At 58.4% G+C, this 18921-nt stretch carries 17 protein-coding genes and 2 tRNA genes; 10 read left to right on the top strand and 9 right to left on the bottom strand.

Translation table 11 applies throughout. From position 1 onward, the window contains the following. The first annotated feature begins 76 nt into the window (after positions 1-76). The 5 genes from J3L12_RS01185 to J3L12_RS01165 all read left to right on the top strand — a co-directional run bounded on the left by J3L12_RS01185 (position 77) and on the right by J3L12_RS01165 (position 7454). Complete coding sequence (locus J3L12_RS01185; protein ID WP_208013284.1) at positions 77-4657, top strand: DNA-directed RNA polymerase subunit beta'; 4581 nt, start codon at positions 77-79, stop codon at positions 4655-4657. An 82-nt stretch (positions 4658-4739) separates the two neighbouring features. Continuing rightward, positions 4740-5330 carry a class II aldolase/adducin family protein gene (locus J3L12_RS01180; protein WP_208013199.1) on the top strand — a complete coding sequence of 197 codons (591 nt, stop codon included), beginning with the start codon at positions 4740-4742 and terminating at the stop codon, positions 5328-5330. A 207-nt stretch (positions 5331-5537) separates the two neighbouring features. Beyond that, on the top strand, positions 5538-5759 hold the full coding sequence (locus J3L12_RS01175) for a hypothetical protein (RefSeq protein WP_208013198.1): 222 nt from the start codon (positions 5538-5540) through the stop codon (positions 5757-5759). A gap of 50 nt (positions 5760-5809) precedes the next feature. Then, positions 5810-6682: an alpha/beta hydrolase gene (locus tag J3L12_RS01170; RefSeq protein ID WP_208013197.1), complete on the top strand. Its 873-nt coding sequence runs from the start codon at positions 5810-5812 to the stop codon at positions 6680-6682. A gap of 136 nt (positions 6683-6818) precedes the next feature. Beyond that, positions 6819-7454 (top strand): hypothetical protein, encoded by a 636-nt coding sequence (locus tag J3L12_RS01165; RefSeq protein ID WP_208013196.1) that lies wholly within the window; start codon positions 6819-6821, stop codon positions 7452-7454. 204 nt (positions 7455-7658) lie between these two features. Here the strand turns inward: J3L12_RS01165 and J3L12_RS01160 are convergent, their stop codons facing one another. Continuing rightward, the gene (locus J3L12_RS01160) at positions 7659-8264 is read right to left on the bottom strand and encodes a TetR/AcrR family transcriptional regulator (RefSeq protein ID WP_347708814.1); all 606 of its coding nucleotides are present in this window, start codon (positions 8262-8264) and stop codon (positions 7659-7661) included. 136 nt (positions 8265-8400) lie between these two features. Here J3L12_RS01160 and J3L12_RS01155 point away from each other — a divergent pair. Together J3L12_RS01155 and J3L12_RS01150 are read left to right on the top strand one after the other, a co-directional pair. Next, positions 8401-8477, top strand: a tRNA-His gene (locus tag J3L12_RS01155). A 77-nt stretch (positions 8478-8554) separates the two neighbouring features. Then, positions 8555-8639, top strand: a tRNA-Leu gene (locus J3L12_RS01150). A 128-nt stretch (positions 8640-8767) separates the two neighbouring features. Here the strand turns inward: J3L12_RS01150 and J3L12_RS01145 are convergent. Next, positions 8768-9976 (bottom strand): FAD-dependent oxidoreductase, encoded by a 1209-nt coding sequence (locus J3L12_RS01145; protein ID WP_208013194.1) that lies wholly within the window; start codon positions 9974-9976, stop codon positions 8768-8770. A 203-nt stretch (positions 9977-10179) separates the two neighbouring features. On the opposite strand from J3L12_RS01145, the gene tig reads away from it, so the two are divergent. From tig to clpX, 3 genes are all read left to right on the top strand, one after another. Beyond that, a complete protein-coding gene (gene tig / locus J3L12_RS01140; protein WP_208013193.1) occupies positions 10180-11394 on the top strand; it encodes a trigger factor in 1215 nt (404 codons plus the stop codon). Positions 11395-11658: 264 nt separating this feature from the next. Next, on the top strand, positions 11659-12246 hold the full coding sequence (locus tag J3L12_RS01135) for an ATP-dependent Clp protease proteolytic subunit (protein WP_208013192.1): 588 nt from the start codon (positions 11659-11661) through the stop codon (positions 12244-12246). After that, positions 12233-13429 (top strand): ATP-dependent Clp protease ATP-binding subunit ClpX, encoded by a 1197-nt coding sequence (clpX, locus tag J3L12_RS01130; protein WP_208013191.1) that lies wholly within the window; start codon positions 12233-12235, stop codon positions 13427-13429. The genes J3L12_RS01135 and clpX overlap by 14 nt, the downstream gene beginning before the upstream one ends. Positions 13430-13634: 205 nt before the next feature. Here the strand turns inward: clpX and J3L12_RS01125 are convergent, their stop codons facing one another. The 7 genes from J3L12_RS01125 to J3L12_RS01095 form a co-directional block, all read right to left on the bottom strand. Next, positions 13635-14321 carry a DsbA family protein gene (locus J3L12_RS01125; RefSeq protein WP_208013190.1) on the bottom strand — a complete coding sequence of 229 codons (687 nt, stop codon included), beginning with the start codon at positions 14319-14321 and terminating at the stop codon, positions 13635-13637. A 58-nt stretch (positions 14322-14379) separates the two neighbouring features. Continuing rightward, a complete protein-coding gene (gene speE, locus J3L12_RS01120; RefSeq protein WP_208013189.1) occupies positions 14380-15318 on the bottom strand; it encodes a polyamine aminopropyltransferase in 939 nt (312 codons plus the stop codon). A gap of 94 nt (positions 15319-15412) precedes the next feature. Continuing rightward, a complete protein-coding gene (locus J3L12_RS01115) occupies positions 15413-15820 on the bottom strand; it encodes an S-adenosylmethionine decarboxylase (protein ID WP_208013188.1) in 408 nt (135 codons plus the stop codon). 54 nt (positions 15821-15874) lie between these two features. Continuing rightward, positions 15875-16390, bottom strand: coding sequence for a beta-carotene isomerase domain-containing protein (locus tag J3L12_RS01110; protein WP_208013187.1), 516 nt, complete (start codon positions 16388-16390; stop codon positions 15875-15877). 39 nt (positions 16391-16429) lie between these two features. Continuing rightward, positions 16430-16954: a hypothetical protein gene (locus tag J3L12_RS01105; RefSeq protein ID WP_208013186.1), complete on the bottom strand. Its 525-nt coding sequence runs from the start codon at positions 16952-16954 to the stop codon at positions 16430-16432. A 209-nt stretch (positions 16955-17163) separates the two neighbouring features. Next, positions 17164-17976, bottom strand: a complete 813-nt coding sequence (locus J3L12_RS01100) for an HAD hydrolase family protein (protein WP_208013185.1) — start codon at positions 17974-17976, stop codon at positions 17164-17166. A 79-nt stretch (positions 17977-18055) separates the two neighbouring features. After that, complete coding sequence (locus J3L12_RS01095) at positions 18056-18880, bottom strand: HAD family hydrolase (protein ID WP_208013184.1); 825 nt, start codon at positions 18878-18880, stop codon at positions 18056-18058. Positions 18881-18921 lie beyond the last annotated feature (41 nt).

Raw genomic sequence — 18921 nt, 5'->3', positions numbered from 1 at the left:
TGAAAGCGAATAGCCGTTAGCCCAGAGGGTTTAGCGAAAAGCCGTCCGCTATCGGCCATCAGCGAGGGAAGAAATGATTAGACGAGAAGTTCGCAAGGTACGAATCGGCCTGGCCTCCCCGGAGAAAATCCGGAGCTGGAGCTATGGTGAAGTAGAGAAACCCGAAACCATCAACTACCGCACGCTTAAACCCGAGCGCGACGGCCTGTTTGATGAGCGCATCTTTGGGCCTCAGAAGGACTATGAGTGCGCCTGCGGCAAGTACAAGCGCCAGCGCTTTGAAGGCAAGGTGTGCGAGCGTTGCGGCGTGGAGGTAACTAAGAGCATTGTGCGGCGCTACCGGATGGGCCACGTGGAACTCGCAACCCCGGTAGCCCACATCTGGTACGTAAAAGACGTACCCAGCAAGATCGGCACCTTGCTTGACCTGAGCGCCCAGGAACTCGAGCAGGTTCTTTATTTTGCCAAGTACATCACCATTGACCCCAAAGGGGCCATGCTAGGTGGAGTGCCGGTGCAGAAGCGCCAGCTCCTCACCGACGATGAGTACCGGGAGCTGCGCTTTGGCAAGCAGGAAACCTATGCGATTCCTGCTGGGGTGGAGACCTTCGTCAAAGACGGGGACGAGGTCAAGAAAGGCCAGGAGCTGGCGCCGGGGGTGGTGAGCAAGATGGACGGGCTGGTGCTCTTCCGCTTCCCCCGCCGCATCCGGGTTGAATACGCCGACAAGGAGCGGGCCAGTCTGACCCTACCCAAAGCGGCCTGGATTGAACAGGACTCGTACAAGCCGGGTGAGCCCATTGCCGAACTCGAGGCCTCCTACCAGATCACCAGCGAAGACTCCGGTGTGGTGGACGTGGAAGAGGTGGGCGATGGGGCCCTGGTCAAGATTCTCGACCCCGACACCAGCGTGGCCAGCGCTATTTACCTGATTCCCGCCGGGATGCACCTCAAGGTGGGCCAAGGTGAGCTGGTGGGCAACGGCGACGTGCTGGCCCAGGGCAAGGGGCAGCTCAAGATGCCCAAGGGCCTCAAGGTGGAAAAGCTCGAGGCCGAAACGGCTAAGAAAGAGGTTCACCTCAGCTTCACCCTGGAGCGCCCCCGGGTGGCCGACTACCCCCTCCAGCCCCACATGCACGTGTTGGCCGCCGAGGGGATGCGTGTGCGCAAAGGCGACAAGCTGGTAGGCGCCATCGAGCCCGAGGAGGAAGTCTACGCCGAGGCCGATGGGGTGGTACACCTGCACGAGCCGGCCTCCATCGTGGTGATGAAGGCCAAGCTTTACCCCTTCGAGGACGATGTGGACGTGACCAACGGCGACCGGGTCTCCCCCGGAGACGCCCTGGCCGATGGCGGCAAGGTAACCTCGGAGATTTATGGCCGGGTGGAGGTGGACTTCATCCGCATGGCCGTGCGGGTGATTGAGTCCTACGACATCGATGCCAAAATGGGCGCGCAGGCTATCCAGGAACTCCTGAAGGATATTGACCTGAGCGTGCTCGAGGCCGAGCTGATCGAGGAGATGAAACACCCCAGCCGCGCCCGCAGGGCCAAAGCTCGCAAGCGCCTCGAAGTGGTACGTTCGTTCCGCGACTCCGGCAACCGCCCCGAGTGGATGGTGCTGGAGGCGGTGCCGGTGCTGCCCCCCGACCTGCGCCCGATGGTACAGGTAGACGGTGGCCGCTTTGCAACCAGCGACCTGAACGACCTCTACCGCCGCCTGATCAACCGCAACAACCGCCTGCGCAAGCTCCTATCACAAGGAGCCCCCGAGATGATCATCCGCAACGAGAAGCGGATGCTGCAAGAAGCAGTAGATGCCCTCCTGGACAACGGACGGCGTGGCACCCCGGTCACCAACCCCGGTTCCGACCGCGCCCTGCGCTCCCTGACCGACATCCTCTCAGGCAAGCAGGGCCGCTTCCGCCAGAACCTGCTGGGCAAGCGCGTGGACTACTCGGGCCGAAGCGTGATTGTGGTGGGGCCGCAGCTTAAGCTGCACCAGTGCGGTCTGCCCAAGCGCATGGCCCTGGAGCTCTTCAAGCCCTTCCTGCTCAAGAAGATGGAAGAGAAGGGCATTGCCAACAACGTCAAGAGCGCCCGCAAGATGCTGGAACGCTCCCGCGACATCAAAGATGAGGTCTGGGACGCCCTGGAAGAGGTGATCCACGGCAAGGTGGTGCTCCTGAACCGGGCCCCCACCCTGCACCGCCTGGGTATCCAGGCCTTCCAGCCGGTGCTGGTCGAAGGTCAGTCCATTCAGCTTCACCCGCTGGTGTGTGAGGCCTTCAACGCCGACTTCGACGGCGACCAGATGGCCGTGCACGTGCCGCTCTCGAGCTATGCCCAGGCCGAGGCCCGCATCCAGATGCTCTCGGCCCACAACATCCTCTCGCCGGCCTCCGGTGAGCCCGTAGCCAAGCCCGCCCGCGACATCATCCTGGGCCTGTACTACATCACCCAGCTCCGCCGCGAGAAGAAGGGTCAGGGCTCAGAGTTCAAAACCATTGAAGAAGCTCTCAACGCCTATGACCAGGGTAAGGTGGCCCTGAACGCCAAAATCAAGGTGGCCGGCAAAGAAACCAGTGTGGGCCGCCTCAAGTACGTCTTCAGCAGCATTGACGAGGCGCTGCTGGCAGTGCAGAGTGGGGTGGTCGATCACCAGGACGTGGTGACGGTGCGGCTGGGCGACAAACTCCTGGAAACCTCACCGGGGCGGATGCTCTTCTTGCGCATTGTGAGCGAGGCCATCGAGGATCCGGAAAAAGCCCAGGAGCTGGTGAACCTCGAGGTCGCCCAGGAAAAGAACTCCCTAAAAGACCTGGTTTACAGGAGCTTCCTGATGCTCGGGGTAGAGAAGACCGCCAAGCTCCTGGATGCGCTCAAGTACTACGGCTTCGTACTTTCCACCACCTCCGGCATCACCATCGGTATTGATGATGCGGTGATTCCTGCCGAGAAAAAGCAATTCTTGCAGGAGGCCGACGCTAAGCTGGCCCAGATCGAGCAGGCGTTTGAACTCGGCCTGATGACCGAGGAGGAGCGCTTCCAGCAGATTTTGCAGCTCTGGAGCCAGACTACCGAAAAGGTGACTGGGGCGGTGTTCAAGAACTTCGAGGAGAACTACCCCTTCAACCCGCTCTACGTGATGAGCCAGTCCGGTGCGCGGGGTAACCCCCAGCAGATCCGTCAGATCTCCGGGATGCGCGGCCTGATGGCCAAGCCTTCGGGCGAGACCTACCCGGTGCCGGTGAAAGCTTCGTTCCGTGAGGGTCTCACGGTACTGGAGTACTTCATCTCCACCCACGGGGCCCGTAAGGGCGGCGCCGACACCGCGCTGCGCACTGCCGACTCGGGCTACCTGACCCGCAAGCTGCACGATGTGGCTCACGAAGTGATTGTGCGTGAGCAGGACTGCGGCACGCCCGACTATATCTCGGTGCCCCTGTTGCAGTTTGACGAGGCCTTCCGCAACAAGCGGCTGCGCAAAAAGAGCGACATCGAATCCGGGTTGTATGGTCGCACGGTGGCCCGCGAGTTCGAAATCAAGGGCAAGACCTTTGCGGAGGGGCACCAGCTCACCCTGGAAGACGTAAACCTGATTGTCAAGGCCGCTGAAGAACGCCTGATTGAGGAAGTGCCGGTGCGCTCGCCCCTCACCTGCCGTACCCGCTATGGGGTCTGCCAGCACTGCTACGGCTGGGACCTCTCGGCGGCCAAGCTGGTCTCCATCGGCGAAAGTGTGGGCGTGGTGGCCGCCGAGTCTATCGGGGAGCCCGGAACCCAGCTCACCATGCGCACCTTCCACACCGGCGGGGTGGCCACCGGCACCGACATCACCCAGGGTCTGCCCCGTGTGATCGAGCTCTTCGAGGCCCGGCGCCCCAAGGTCAAGGCAGTGATTGCCGAGATTGACGGCACGGTTCACATCGAGGAGCACGAAGACAAGACCAGCATCTTTGTGAGCAGCGAGGGCTTCTCCAAGGAGTACAAAGTGCCCAAGGAAGCCCGCATCACCGTGAAGGAAGGCGAGACGGTAGAGGCCGGTCAACCCCTGACCCGTGGCGCCATAGACCCCCACCAACTGCTAGAAGCCAAAGGCCCTGAGGCGGTAGAGCGCTACCTGACCGACGAAATCCAGCGCGTATACCGGGCCCAGGGGGTGAAGCTGCACGACAAGCACATCGAGGTAATTGTGCGGCAGATGCTCAAGTACGTGGAGATTACCGACTCCGGGGATAGCCGCTACCTCGAGGGCCAGGTGATTGAGAAGTGGGACGTGGAATCGGCCAACGAGGCCCTGATGGCCGAGGGCAAAACCCCCGCAAGCTGGAAGCCCATGCTGATGGGTGTGACCAAGAGCGCCCTCTCCACCAAGAGCTGGCTCTCGGCTGCCAGCTTCCAGCACACCACCCACGTGCTGACCGAGGCCGCCATTGCGGGCAAACTCGACGAGCTAATCGGGCTCAAGGAAAACGTGATTCTGGGCAAGCTGATTCCCGCCGGTACGGGGTCGGACTTTGTGCGTAATACCCAGGTGATAGACCAGAGAACCCTCAAGCGCCTCGAGGAAGCCCGCCGCGAAGCCGAGCAGGCCCCTGTGGGAGCGCCCCACCGCCCGGGTGTACGTCCGGAGCAGCCTGGACGCGAAGCCTAGAACAAAATGACTGCCGTGGGCTGTAGGCTGAGGCTTACAGCCCAATGGTATTTGGGAATCGTGCACGGCGACAGGTTAGCTCATGAAGGCAAAACTCTTTCTCACCTTCCAGCAGATCGGGGCCGATTTGTTTGCCGCCGGGCTGGCCTCAGCTACTTCGGGCAACTTCTCGGTGCGGGATCGGGACGGGCTCTGGATTACCCGCTCGGGCGTTCAGAAAGCCCACCTGACCCCGGACGACCTCCTCTGGCTGCCCCTGCTGCCCGACCTCGAGCGCGACCAGGGCGCCTCGGTAGAGCGAGTGATTCATCGGGCCATCTACCAGCAAACCGACGCCACGGCGGTAGTACACGCGCACCCACGCCATGCAATAGCGCTTTCGTTTCATCTGGATTTTATCGTGCCCATTGATCTGGAGGGGCACTACTACTTCGACCAGATTCCCGTGGTGGCTCCCCAGACTACCTCGGGAACGGAAGAGGCTGCTCAGGCGGTGGCGCAGGCCTTGCAGAGCCACCGGGCCTGCGTAGTGCGCGGCCACGGGGCCTTTATCAAGAGCACCGAGGAGATACCGGAAAAAGCCCTCCTGCAAGCCTACTCGCTCATGACCAGCCTCGAGGAAGCCTGCGAGGTGCTTTTTCTGGAACGCCTGTGGAGAGTGAATGTCGGCTGAGCTTCCTCAACGGTTTGTAGAGGGGAAGGCGTCGGAGGTGTTTTTTAACAACCACAACTTCATTCGAATATGCACCATACAGGCCGGTCATATCAGCGACCTGCATACTCCTCCCAGAGCCTATGGCTTTAGCCTTCGGCTTTCGGCGCTGGGTGTCTATATTGGTATGCGAGCCTTGAAACCAATGAAAGGGTACAGTAGATATAGATGAAGGTACTCTTTATAGAAGGCAAAAACCTCGATGCCCTGCGGGGTCTGGCCCGGAGGTTCCCACATCCATACAGGCTGCTGTACCGAGCAGAACAGGAACTCTATCTGCTCGAGGTCTGGGCTTATGCGCCTGAAATGGAGCAAGCAGCATCCGGGTTGGAGGGTTTTCGCTCCTGGAGTTTTGAGCTGCTCGAGGAGGGGAGCCGCGAACACGGCTAGCGCCCCGCTTTGAGCCTTTTGCTTTCGGCCTCTGACCAACCTGGAACCTTATGCGCGAAGAAATTGACTTGATTGCAGTGGATGATGGCGTCGAGGTTTACCTCGAGGACACCGGCCCCCTGGATGCCCCGGCCCTTGTGGTGCTGCACGGGGGGCCCGGGGGCAGCAGTTATGCCCTTCGAGAAGGGCTTGAAGAGTATCTGGAAGGCTTTCGGGTGCTCTACCTCGATCAGCGGGGAGGAGGTCGCAGTCCTGCCCTGCTGCAAGAACCGCGCCTTTTTACCATAGATGCCCTGGTGAGCGACCTTGCGCACCTGCGCGAGCATCTGGGCCTGGATACCTGGACTTTACTAGGCCATGGTTTTGGGGGGTTGCTGGCCCTGGACTATGCCCGCCGCTTTCCAGGGTCTACCGAGCGGTTGTTGCTGATTAACCCCTGGATCAACTTCCCCTGGCTTGCTGCTCAACTTTACCGGGCTTCCCTGGGGTTACGGGGTATGGCAGACCAGGATGTCGAGGTTGAACTGCCTGAGGATGGCACCCGGCTGCTCCAGGAAGCGTTTGCCCAGGTAGAGCCCAAGGCGGCATTTGACCGGCTTATGTTTCCCAGTTCGCACAGCCGCATGGAATATGAATGGGTGGCAGAGGGTCTAACCATAGTGGGAGATGATACGCCTGGGCGTATGTTCGTGCTGAACGGACTGTGGCGTTTGGACTACACCCCTTTCCTGCTCGAGGTTCACACGCCTACCACAGTTCTCCTGGGCTCGCTGGACGCTACCAGTTATCCGGAGGCCCAGACCATCACCGATCTCGTAGGAGGACGACTGGAGCTTATCGAAGGGGCAGGCCATTACCCCTGGATTGACCAGCCCCACGCTTTCGCTGAGGCTCTTGAGAACGCGCTCCACAACGATGGGTAGTGCTCCTTGGGCGTAACGCTGGATTGCGGCGTTAGACTGTAATGCAGCTCCAAATTTGCCCGGTCAAACAGGGCTCGGATCCCCAATCTTAGCCCTACACACAACCACTCGGCCTTTTTAGCCTCACCCTGAAGGTGTGATTGACCTGCGAGGCTTCAGGGGCTGGGCCGCTCCGACCGAGCAACCCTTCCTGTGCTTGTGGCGCCAGGGAAAGGTTTCATGCCGTGCCCTCGAGCGCTGGTTGGTGCAAGAGATGTATCTGTACCAAGCCATGCTTGGGCTGCAAACTTCCTTATTGCGCAGAGCGCCACAGCGGCACCGCCTAATCATGATTAACGCCTTGTTGTTCACGGTTGAGGAGCTGGACTGGCTGGCCAGCCTCGAGCTGTCCCGACTGCCTGCTCACCCGGTTCGACAGCGTTACCTGGATTTTTTGCAAGGTCTTGAGCAAGCTCCTTATGCCATAGGTATTGTGGCGAACTGGGCCAGACACAGGGTTTTTTTCGATGCCTGGAGTTCGCTCCTGCCAGATGATGAGGAGATGGAGGGTTTGAGCGGTCTGGCCGATGAGATTACCCAACACTGGATGGCCCCCGAAGCCCAGGCCCTGATTCACGACTTTGGCAGCCTGGCCCTCGAGGCTTCCTCCGAGCTTTCGCCCGAGGAAGTGGATCGGGTCGTGGGGCAGGTTTTGCAACTAGAGCAGTCGGCCTGGGAAATGGCCCTGGAGTTTGCCCTGGAGGATATTTCGGATCGGGGGAAAGAGCACTGACCAGTTGGTTCTCTATGTTTCTGGTCTGGCTCAAGCGCAACTGGCTAAGGACCTCCTTATGTTTTGGCTACCGGGATGGTCGAAAATTATTTTGGTTATTGCGCCGGAGCATGATTTTCTAGCGCAGCCTGGATTCGACTCTAAACCTTATACAAACGCAACTTAACCGGGCCGGTGCCAGGTGGAGCTACCCGACGACGTGCTCTACCTGGCGCCCAGGGTTCTGAAAACCAGATCACAATAATGCTGCGATAGCGACTCGAGGGTCAGCTTGCCGCCGGGCCGGTACCAGTGATACGTCCAGTTCAGGGCAGACAATACAAACAAGCTTGCTAACCGCACATCTTCTACCTGAAACTGACCCGATTTGACCCCGGCCTCGATAATCCTGCGAAAGTGACCTTCATAGGCGTCGCGGCGGGCTGTGATTTTGCTTTGTAGGTCGGGGTTGAGGAACTTCCACTCATGAAAAAAGACCGTAGCGTTGTCCAACTCGCGCACAATCACTTCCAGGTGTCCCTTTATAAGGCGCTCGAGCTGTTCTTTAGGCGTGAGATGATCTGGAATCGCCTCCGCATTGCCCATAAACTGATCAGCTGCCCGGTTCACCAGCTCGAACAGTACCTCTTCCTTCGACTCGATGTGGGCGTAGAGGCTGCCGCCTTGCAGATTAACTGCACGGGCCAGGTCGCGCATGGAGGTTGCATGAAAACCCTGGCGGCTAAAGAGCTGGCCTGCTGCGTCCAGAATTTCATCACGGCGAGTGACCTTTTGCAACCTGTCTTCTTCAAACGAACGATTGTTTGACACCTTGGCGCAGAGTATAGGACGTGTATGGAGCAGCGTCAACGCCGACAGCCAAATTCCCACTTGCAACTGCCGCATGTTTGCCCTCCTTGACGCTTGAGAATGCGAAGCCTACAATACCTTTTGCTGTTGCGGCGCGGTGAGCGTAGCTCAGTCGGTTAGAGCACCGGTCTGTGGAACCGGGGGTCGTGGGTTCAAGTCCCATCGCTCACCCCAAATCAGGGAGTAGAGGTCGAGGGGTTAGGGTACAGAAGGAAACAAAACCGAACCCCTGCCCTCTAATCCCAACCCTTGCGCGGATGGTGGAATTGGTAGACACGCAAGACTTAGGATCTTGTGCCGCAAGGTGTGGGGGTTCAAGTCCCCCTCCGCGCACCACCCAACCCCGGTAATGGCCGGGGTTTCTTGATTCGTGACCGTACATTTCCGCTCTGCGAAGCTGTGAAGAGCGGTGTAAACAAAAGAAAACCCTCCCTTTGAGGGGAGGGATGGATAGCAGAGACGCCTTACGGGAGAAACGACCAGCCGTTGCGATACTTGAGCAACAACATTTTTTCCACCAGCACCTTGTTGAAGTCGCCCAGCACGTTGGGCAGCATGACCTGGAACTGGCGCGGCGGGTAGAGGTGGTTGCCCAGGATAATGACTTCTTTGTTGCCCGCATCCATCACGCACACTGCCGGCATGCTGCCAAAGGATTTGCAGTGCAGGTTATTGTAGTTACCATGGAGGATTTCGCGGATGTTGGCCGCAGCGGTTTTGGCCATTTCGTCGGTGGGGAAGCCGGTTTTGGGCACTCCAAAGGCTACGTCACCCTTGAAGGGATTGGGCACCTTGGCAGCTAGGCCCACCGCGAACACATTCGGATAATGGGTGCTCTGGTAGCCCTCGGAGACTTCCACAAAGCCCTTTTCATCCACCAGTTCAGGGGTTTTTTGCAGAACTTCCACCCCTTCGAAGGGGGGCACCAGCATGGTGAACTTTGAGGGCAGCACCTCTCCGGTGGAGAGCACCACGCCGTCGGGGCGTACTTCCGTAATGGCTGCATTGACCCGGTAGTCGATGCCCTGCATCTTGAGGAACATCTTGAGCATGGCCTCGCCGCCGGTCATACCACCGATGCCGAAATGGCCCAGGAAGGGTTCCGGGGTGACCCAGGTAATGCTCACCTGATTACGTTTGCCAGCTTTGCGAACCTGATGATCGAAGTTGAAAAGATACTCGTAGCCGGCCCCCATGCAGCTAGCTCCCGGAACGGCTCCAATCACTACCGGGCCTGGATTTTCCAGGAATTTTTTGTAGGCCTCGTAGGTCTTTTCGGCGTCGGATGGGGTGAAGATGGAGTGCGAGTAGCCTTTGGGCCCAAGGCCGGGTACGGCATCCCAGACCAGCTTGGCGCCGGTGGCAATGACCAGGAAATCGTAATCCAGAACGGTTCCATCGGCCAGCACCACTTTATTTTCCGCAGGCTTAATCTGGGTGGCTTCAGCGTGAATAAACTCAATACCCCCGCGCCGGAAGGTGCTTTCGGCGTCGAAGGTGATGTCCGAGACTTTGCGGCGGCCAAAAGGCACCCAGATGAGTGAGGGGATGTAAACAAACTCTTTTTGCCTCGAGACCACCACAATCTTTGCTTCTTTGCCCAGCTTGCGCTTGAGCTCGAAAGCGCTGGTCATTCCGCCGAAATTTCCACCGATTATCAGGATGGTTTTCATAGCTTGCTCCTTAGTTCACAAATTACTTCATACCTATGGGGGGTATAAAGGGTCAGTTGTCCCGCAATCTGAAGTAGAGGATCGGGCGTAGAGTTCACTGCTTCTGCATGGAAATGCCTTTCGAGTTGGGGAGTATCTAAATACTGCTTTGTGGTTGTAGACTAGACACTTGGTGGCCCCATAGGCCCTTCCTGAGGTGTGTTGTGGCAGAAATCCTGGAACGTGAAGGCTACAGAGTGAAAATCAAGGTGGAGGTTCCGGCCAGCCAGGTCGAGCAAACCTACCAATCCGTCCTGAACGAGTATGCGGCGCAGGTTAAGCTGCCGGGGTTCCGCCCGGGCAAAGCCCCCGGCAAGGTGATTGAGGCCAAAATTGGCAGGGAGTCGCTTCTGCAGGAGGTAAAAGAGGTTCTGCGCGACGAAACCTTACCCAAAGCTGCCAGGGAGCTGTCGCTGCTGCCGGTGGGGGCCAGGGTACTCGAGGAGAGCCTGACTTTTGGTCAGCCCTTTGTGTACACCGTTGAAATTGAAAACTATCCCGAGGTTAGGCTGCCGGACTGGCAAAACTTCAAGCTCGAGGTTGAAACCCCCCAACTGACCGAAGAAATGGTGAGCCGCGCCCTGGACGAACTGCGCAACCGCTACGGGGAAATGGTGGCGGTGGATCGTGAAGCCCAGGAAAAAGACAATGTCTTCATCGAGACCGAGGACGGAGGGCGCTTCCCAGTGGTGATGGAAAATGCTCAACCTCACGTGCGCGAGGCCTTGCTGGGCAAAAAAGCCGGCGACGAAGTAATGGTGCCCGTCAAGGACGGCGAAACGATCGTGCGCGAGGTCAAAACCAGGGTGCTGGAAGTCAAGGCCCTGCAACTGCCTGAACTGGACGACGAATTTGCCAAAACGGTGGGCGAGGACAATCTGGAAGCTCTGGTCAGTAAAGTACGCGAGAGCCTGAAAGCCCAGTTTCAGCGCGAGGCCCGTAATGCCAAGGCCAGTTTACTGCTGGATAAGCTCGCTGAGGCGATTGAGGTAGAGATTCCACCTACCATGCAGGCCCGCGAGGAGCAAAGCCTGCTGATGAGCCTGGCCGGTGACCTCAAAGAGCAAAACCTTGAGCTGAGCGCCTATCTCGCTCAGCTGGAGAAAGACGGTAAGCTCGAGGAGTTCAAGCAAAACCTCAGGGAGAGCGCTACCAAGCGCTTGCGCCGCTCGCTTGCCGTGGAAGCCCTGGCTGAAGAGCTCAAAACGGAGCTGAGTCAGGAAGAGTTTGCCGAGTTCCTGAACGAAGTAGCTCGCTCCTACCGCACCACCCCCGCCCGCCTGCAAAACGAGCTGGGCCAGGATGTGATTGCTCGCCTGCGCATCCAGCGCTTGCACGACAAAGCGCTACACGAGGCAGTAGCTAGGATTGAGGGCTGACAGACTGCTCACAGTGAACGCTTTTTACGCTCCCGATAGGGAGCGAACACTTTTTTGGACTGATATGCTGCCCTTCACAAACGTGGCCGTCCACGAAAACGAGAATGCGTCTAGACCCAGACGCATGTATTCGAGTTTCCAGCGGTCACTGTTCTGTCGAGAGCAAGGCTTTTTTGGGGCCCGATGGCTCAAAATGAGTGAAAGAGGGCTTTATGTGCGCCAATGCCCTCTTAACCTGGTATTCGGGCATAGAATAGAGCCGATATGATAGTCCCCTACGTTATCGAACAAACTGCTCGTGGTGAGCGCGTTTACGACATCTATAGCCGCCTGCTCAAAGATCGCATCATTTTTTTGGGTACGCCTATAGATGCGCAGGTAGCCAACACTATAGTGGCGCAAATTCTCTTCCTGGCCGCGCAGAACCCCAATCAAGAAATCCGCATGTACATCAACTCGCCGGGGGGGGATGTGGATGCCGGGTTGGCAATCTACGACACCATGCAGTTCGTCACGGCGCCGGTCTCGACCATCTGTGTGGGCCTGGCGGCCTCAATGGGTGCCGTTTTGCTGGCGGCAGGGGCACCGGGCAAGCGGTATGCCCTGCCGCACTCCAAGGTCATGATTCACCAACCCTGGGCCAGGGGCCTGGGTGGACAAGCTACCGATATTGCCATCCAGGCCGAGCAAATCCTCAAAACGCGCAAGGTTCTCAACGGCATCATTGCCCGTCACACCAACCAGCTTCTGGAAAAGGTGGAGCGCGATACCGAGCGTGACTACTACCTTACTGCTGAAGAGGCTGCTAGCTATGGATTGGTAGATCAGGTGGTTACCCGTGAGACGCAGTAAGCCTTCTTGCAACTTCTGTGGGCGCAAGCACCCGGAGGTAGCCCATTTGATTGAGTCGCCTCTGGGAGAGGTCTATATCTGCAATGAATGCGTTGAGCGGGCTAACGATCTGTTGGAGGCCGAACCCAAGCCTGGTTTTGTCGGCCCCAGCCATCTGCCAAAGCCCGCCGAGATCAAAAGCTTCCTGGATCAGTACGTGATTGGGCAAGAATTGCCCAAGAAAACCCTCTCGGTAGCGGTATACAACCACTACAAGCGCCTGATGCACCCCGAGGCCGAGGTGCAGAAGTCCAACGTGCTCCTAATTGGCCCTACAGGAACCGGCAAAACCCTGCTGGCCGAGACCCTGGCCCGGATGCTGGACGTGCCGTTTGCTATCGCCGACGCCACTACCCTGACCGAAGCCGGTTACGTGGGCGAGGATGTAGAGAACGTTTTGCTACGGCTTTTGCAGGCCGCCGATTTTGACGTTCAGGCTGCCGAGAAAGGCATCATCTACATTGACGAAATTGACAAGATAGCCCGCAAGTCGGAGAACCCCAGCCTGACCCGCGACGTCTCGGGTGAGGGGGTTCAGCAGGCCCTCTTGAAGATTGTGGAGGGCACCCTTTCCAATGTGCCGCCTCAGGGGGGGCGTAAGCATCCCCACCAGGAATTCATTACCCTCAATACCAAAAACATCCTGTTCATTCTGGGCGGAGCTTTCGAGGGCCTCGAGCGCATTGTGCTTTCGAGGGTAGACCAGAACCCCATCGGTTTCACCCGCCCCAAGAAAACCGAAGAGAAGCTCGAGCCCATCCCTGAAGACTTGGTACGCTTCGGCCTGATCCCCGAGTTTGTGGGCCGGATGCCGGTGATTGTGCAGCTCGAGGCCCTCGACGAAGAAGCCCTGGTGCGCATTCTGACCGAGCCCAGAAATGCCCTCATCCGCCAGTACCAGGAGCTGCTACGCATGGAGGGCATCGAAATACGCTTCACGCCGGCGGTGCTGCGTGAGATTGCCCGCCGGGCCCTCAAGCGCGGCACAGGTGCTCGCGGCTTGCGGGCGGTGATTGAAAAAGCCATGGTGGAGCTGATGTTTGAGTTACCGGGTTCGGGGGTCACGGAAGTGGTGTTCGACCTGCCACACCTCGACAAACCTTTGAAGGCGCTCGAGGAAGCCCGTCTTCGACAGGCTTCCTGATTGCGTTACTCCCGAAAACGAGAGTGCGCCTGGGCCCAGGCGCACATTACGCACCCAAGCGTAGGCCGGGCCCGGCCTACGCTTGGGTTTCGGGTTTACAGGCAGCTACTCCATGACAAAGCCATCTTGAAGTCTAATGGCTCAAAAGGTGCGCTGAGCGCTGAACGCAACAGCGCTCAGGTCTTGCGGCTGTCTAGAGGCGTGATTACGGCTTGGCGGGGCTGCTAGCACCCCCCTGGTCGCTGGATGGGGTCTGGCCTGCCAGGGCCTTATCCAAAATTTCACGCCAGCTTTCATAGGAGCGTTGCCCGGTGTACTTTTCGCCATTGACAAAAAAGCTCGGGGTACCGGTGAGCCCAAGCTCACCGGCTAGCTTCTGATCGGCGAGCACGCCTGCCCGCTTGCTACCGGATTGCAAGCATTGTGAGAAAGTGGCCGGGGCTATCCCGATCTGGCCTGCCAGATCGGCAAAGTAGTTATCCAGCGCCGCTCCACTAAGGCCAGCCCATTGTAGCTGCGCCCGGAACAGCGCCTCGTGGTATTCGACGTACAAATTGTTGTCGGCAGCGCAGGCTGCGGCCTCGCCGGCCCGAATGACGTTTTCCTGCCCTCCGAAAGGGAAATCACGAAAAATGTAGCGTACCTTGCCGGTATCTATATAGTCCCTTTTGATCAGGGGAAACACATTGTTGGAGTGGTCGCGGCAGTGGCTGCAAAGGTAATTGGAGAAGTCCACCACCGTCACTTTGGCATCGGGGTTTCCGATAACAAACCTGGCTCCCTTGACTGCGTCGGCGGCGTTGGCTGAGGGTTGGGGTCGGAACACTAGGAACAGCACTGCTGCGATGACAATGGCCAGGAGCGCAACTGCGATGAAAAGGGTTCTTTGCATAATTTAGATTCTATTGCCAGGTGATGAAAATTTGCAGGGAGATGGGAACGTCGACGATTCAGACTTTGCTTTGGCGAGCTTCACCTTCTTCGGTCAGCCAGAAGGGCTCGGCATCACGGGAGACCATCTTTTCGGCAGCGATGGCTTCCTTGAGGTCTTTCGGCAGAACGAACATGGCCTCAATGAAAGGGGCCTCGAGGTGCCTGAGCGTTAGATTGCGCTCCAGTATGCGGGCCTCCAGGGTACCCTCGCTTAGTCCGGTAATATCCACGGCTTCCGAGGCCACAATAAAGCCGAAATTCAACATAAAACCCGGAATGTAGTTGTGGTAACTACGGGTGTGCCGGAAGACCTGCTTTACAGTGTGGTGCACTACCGGATGCATTTTGTGGTGGGTGAGCAGAATCATGCCCGCCTGCATGGCCATCAGACCGCCGGGGTTGAGGCGCTTTTTTAGCAGCTCGTAAAACTCCACCGTAAAAAGCATTCGGGCCGGGTTATCCTCACCGATGGGGTCGTTCAGATCCACAATAATCACGTCATAGGTCTCGGGGTGGTTCTCCAGATAGCCCCTGGCATCCTCGGTAACAACTCTTGCCCGTGGGTCGTCGAAAGCACCCTGGTGCCACTCAGGCAACAGAGTACGGGCCATTTCCACCAATTCATCATCAATATCGCACATCACGGCTTTCTGGACGGTGGGATGACGCAGCACTTCGCGCAGGGTAGCGCCTTCACCGCCGCCCACAATGAACACGGAACGCGGGTTGGGGTGGGCCAGCATGGCCGGATGTACCAGGGTTTCGTGGTAGATGTACTCGTCGCGTTCGGTGGACTGCACGTCTTTATCCAGCACCAGCACCTTGCCGAAAGCGCGGGTCTGAAAGATGAAGTAATCCTGGAATTTGGTTCGCCCGGCGGCCAGCACCTTGTCCATGCGACGGTAGATGGCCTCGTAGGGGGTGACTTGCTCAAGGTAGTACATTCCGTATTCCATGGTTCCTCCGGAAAAGACAGGGGTTTCTGGGTCAAAGTTGTCGAGGCGACAAACCGGTAAGGGCCCGGCGATTGTTGCGCAGGCCTTCGGCGGACTAGCTATCCAATCTGCTCGAGTTGCTCTGGGTTCTGCGCTTGATTTCGTGTTCTCCGCCCCGCCAGAAGCGAAAGGCCGACTCCTCTCGAGCACCAAAAGCCCTGGCCAACCCCCGCAAAACCGACTCGGGGTCTACCTCGGTTTTGTAAAAGTAAAGGTCGAGGGCAGCCGAAGCATCATCTTCGGGCCAGGTGTGCATCATGACGGCGGCAACGGGCGAAAGAATGGCTGCCGAGAGCCCCTGGGGGTAAAACTTATAAACCGTTGCCTGAACGCTTCCAGGGGGTGCTCCTAGTTTGAGGACGGCATCCTTGAGCGCGACCTCCACGAGTTTGGGGTTTTCCAGCACTTCCAGGTTGCAGCCATAAATTTCAGCAACCCAGCGGCCTCCGGAAATGGCTGTCACGGCTGTTTATGGTAGCACACCCTGGGGGGTCAGCGCAGGAAAGACCTGGCAAAATCACGATTGTAAACGGCGGTTTATCTGGGTAAGGAGGGCCAGCTCGGCGGTGCAGGAAAGGGTGCTGTGGTTGGGCTCGAGGTGAAGCTCGACCTCGAGGGCCTCGCGGAAAAAGGTTTCGGTTGGTAGCTTGCAGGCCCTGGTACAGGCTTCGGTACCGGCTTGCTCGGCAAACCTGCACCGACCTATGCGGAGCTGGTTTTGTGCAATGGGCTCGGACTTGCCCACCAGAAAGCGAAAGGCCAGGGGCGTACTCCATATCAGTAATGGGTGCGCCAGGTTGGGCGCGATTCGCACCACCAAACGAATGAAGCCCAGGAGAGGGGACGTGAAGAATGCTCGATAGGTCTGGAAAATACGTTGCTGCATGTCCTCCTGGCTGTACGAACGCACGACCTCTTGCGCTTCCTCAGCCAGCCCCTCGAGGCCCGGACGGGCCGAAAGTTTACCAAAACTCGAGGTATGGGCACTGCGAAAGCGCTCCAACAACCACCGATCCAGCCACGAATCTTCCATTTGCTCCTTAATCTAGCTCGCTTCTAGCAAAAACCTGGCTCAAATAACCTTGGACTGATGGGTCTGGGGTGGGGCTGCTTTTTGAGGGGTGGGCTCCGATTGCACCAGCCAGCGCAAAGTCAGACTGATTTGCACGAGCAGCACCGTGAAAATCAGAATTCCGATGACATCGGTGGGCTCGGCCCCGCTCATCAGCCAACCGATAGGGCTGGGTGCGGGTAGACCAACGGTGTGGGTCAGGGCATAAATCAGGGCCGTCAAACTGCCCACCACGAGAGCAATCAGCAAAAAAGGCCGGGCCTGGGATTTCTGAATCGTACCGTTGTGCATGAACCCCAGCATCAGTACAAAAAACCCTGTGGCCATCAGCAACGAGATGCCCCACAGCATGATTTGAGCGTAAAAGAAAACCTGGGGCTGCTCGAGCATCAACTGATCCAGCCCAATAGCCCCACAGGGCCCCCCGCCCAGGGGTGTACCCGCCCAGCCCAGCAGTTGCAGGGCAAAGGGGGCAAACATCAAGCCGACCAATAGCCCCAGCCGGCGGTCGCGAATACCAAACATGTGCCAATGTTGGCACTGACCCCGGAAGGTGGGTAGGGAAAAATATCCCGATGTGGGCAACGGAGGCCAAGGCTGCTGATGCAAGGTTGATCTACTTATACCAAATCTGCCCAGAGGTGACCCAAAAGCGATATACAAGTCCCTCGGACGCGCCCCCTGGCGCGGCAAGTGAGGGGCGCGTTTAGCGCCGCTCACGCGCAGAGTTGGTATTAGATCTGCTCATTCTGCGCCAGTACATATTCGATAGCCTGTGCAAAGCCATTCTCGCGCACGTGGCCGGTGATGTGGTCGGCCACGGCGATGATTTCCTCTACTGCGTTGCCCATGGCAATCCCGAGACCTGCCTCGCGGATGGCCTCGAGGTCGTTGTGACTATCGCCAATCATGGCGATTTCATCGAGTGAAAGCCCATAGTGTGCGGCCAGCCAACGCAGCCCGGAGGCCTTGGAAACCCCCTTTTTGATCACGCCGGTAATGACCTCGCGGGGGCTCAGGTACTCGGCCAGATCAATTTCGGGCAGGGCTTCCAGGTCGGGTTTGACCGTTTCCCACAAGCTCAGATCGGGCACCACAAACCACAGCCTGACCAGGGTCTCACGGATTTCCTCAAACCGTGCCGAGCGGGCTACCACCCCGGTCATCTCGATGTGGGTCAGCAGTTCGGGGGGCATCAGCTTGGTTTCGTAGTAGCGCCCATTGTCGGCGCCCATGAGGTCGAAGGGCAGGCCATATCTGCGGGCAATACCGATGATTTCCCCTAACCGGGGCACCGGCTCTGCATGGAGTGACCGACCCCAGGCATCGCAGATGGAAGCGCCGTCGTTGAAGACATGCGGGCCGTCTGGCTGTATACGCTGGGCATACTCGAGGCCGTGCCCTCCCTGGGGACGACCGGTACAGACTGCAAACTTCAAGCCGGCCTCGCGGCCCCGCTCGATCGCAGCCCAGGCCGACTCGGGTACCCCCAGGGTTCTTCCTGCGTAGAAGGTTCCGTCCAGGTCAAGGGCTACCAGTTTGATCATGTTGTAACTCCTTAGCTTCTTACATGGCGTAATGCGGAAACTTTTCACGAACATTCCTCATCGTGAAAATATGCACATATTACCGCTGAACCAGTTGCGCCCTCAGGATATCCAGGGCTTGCTCGAGGCCACACTCATCCACTCTGCTCACTACCAGGTCGGCAGCCTGCCGGACGCTTTCGGGCGCGTTGCCCATCGCAATGCCCAGCCGGGCGGTTTGTATGAGCTCGAGGTCGTTTTCACCATCGCCAATCATGGCGCACTGGCTCAGGTCCAGCCCAAGTTGAGCCGCTACCCATTCCGCAGCCGCCCGTTTGGAAACGCCTCGCGCCGTTACCGAACTGAAGCCGACCCCCGGCATACCGGGGCTGGTGGCTTCGTGCAGCTCTACCTCAGGCATGAGCACAATTTGCTCGCGCACCAAAGACCAGGTAGGGGAGGGACGCCAGACAAACTGCACCCGAACCACTCTTTCGGCCACCTCGCTCAAATCGCGCTGTTCGGCCTTGAAGCCCAGCATGGTCTCGTGGAAGAACAGGTCGGGGTGCTGGATCTCGCGGTAGAAGCCCCCTTCGGCGGTGTAGACCTCGAAGGGAACGCCGTGCAAGCGGCTCAGCTCCAGGAGCCTTAGATAAACCTGCATGGGCAGTGCCGAAACCCGTACTACCTCCCGGTGCCCCGACACAATCACGGCCCCCGACTCGAAAATATGAAAACCTTCAGGGTCAAGCCGCTCGGCATACTCGAGGGCGAAACCGCGTCCGGGCCGTCCGGTGCAGATGCTCAGGTGTAACCCCGCTTCCCTGGCCCGTTTTGCGGCCTCCCAGGCACACTGGGGTACACCGCTGGGGCCGAACAGGGTGCCGTCCACGTCGATGAGCACTAGCCGGATGGGTTTGTTCATAGAGTTACCAGGGGTCTTTGTTGCGCCAAACTTGGACAAAG

The organism is Meiothermus sp. CFH 77666, from assembly GCF_017497985.1.
Classification (GTDB): Bacteria; Deinococcota; Deinococci; order Deinococcales; family Thermaceae; genus Meiothermus.
This window is presented reverse-complemented; position numbering and strand designations above follow the sequence as displayed.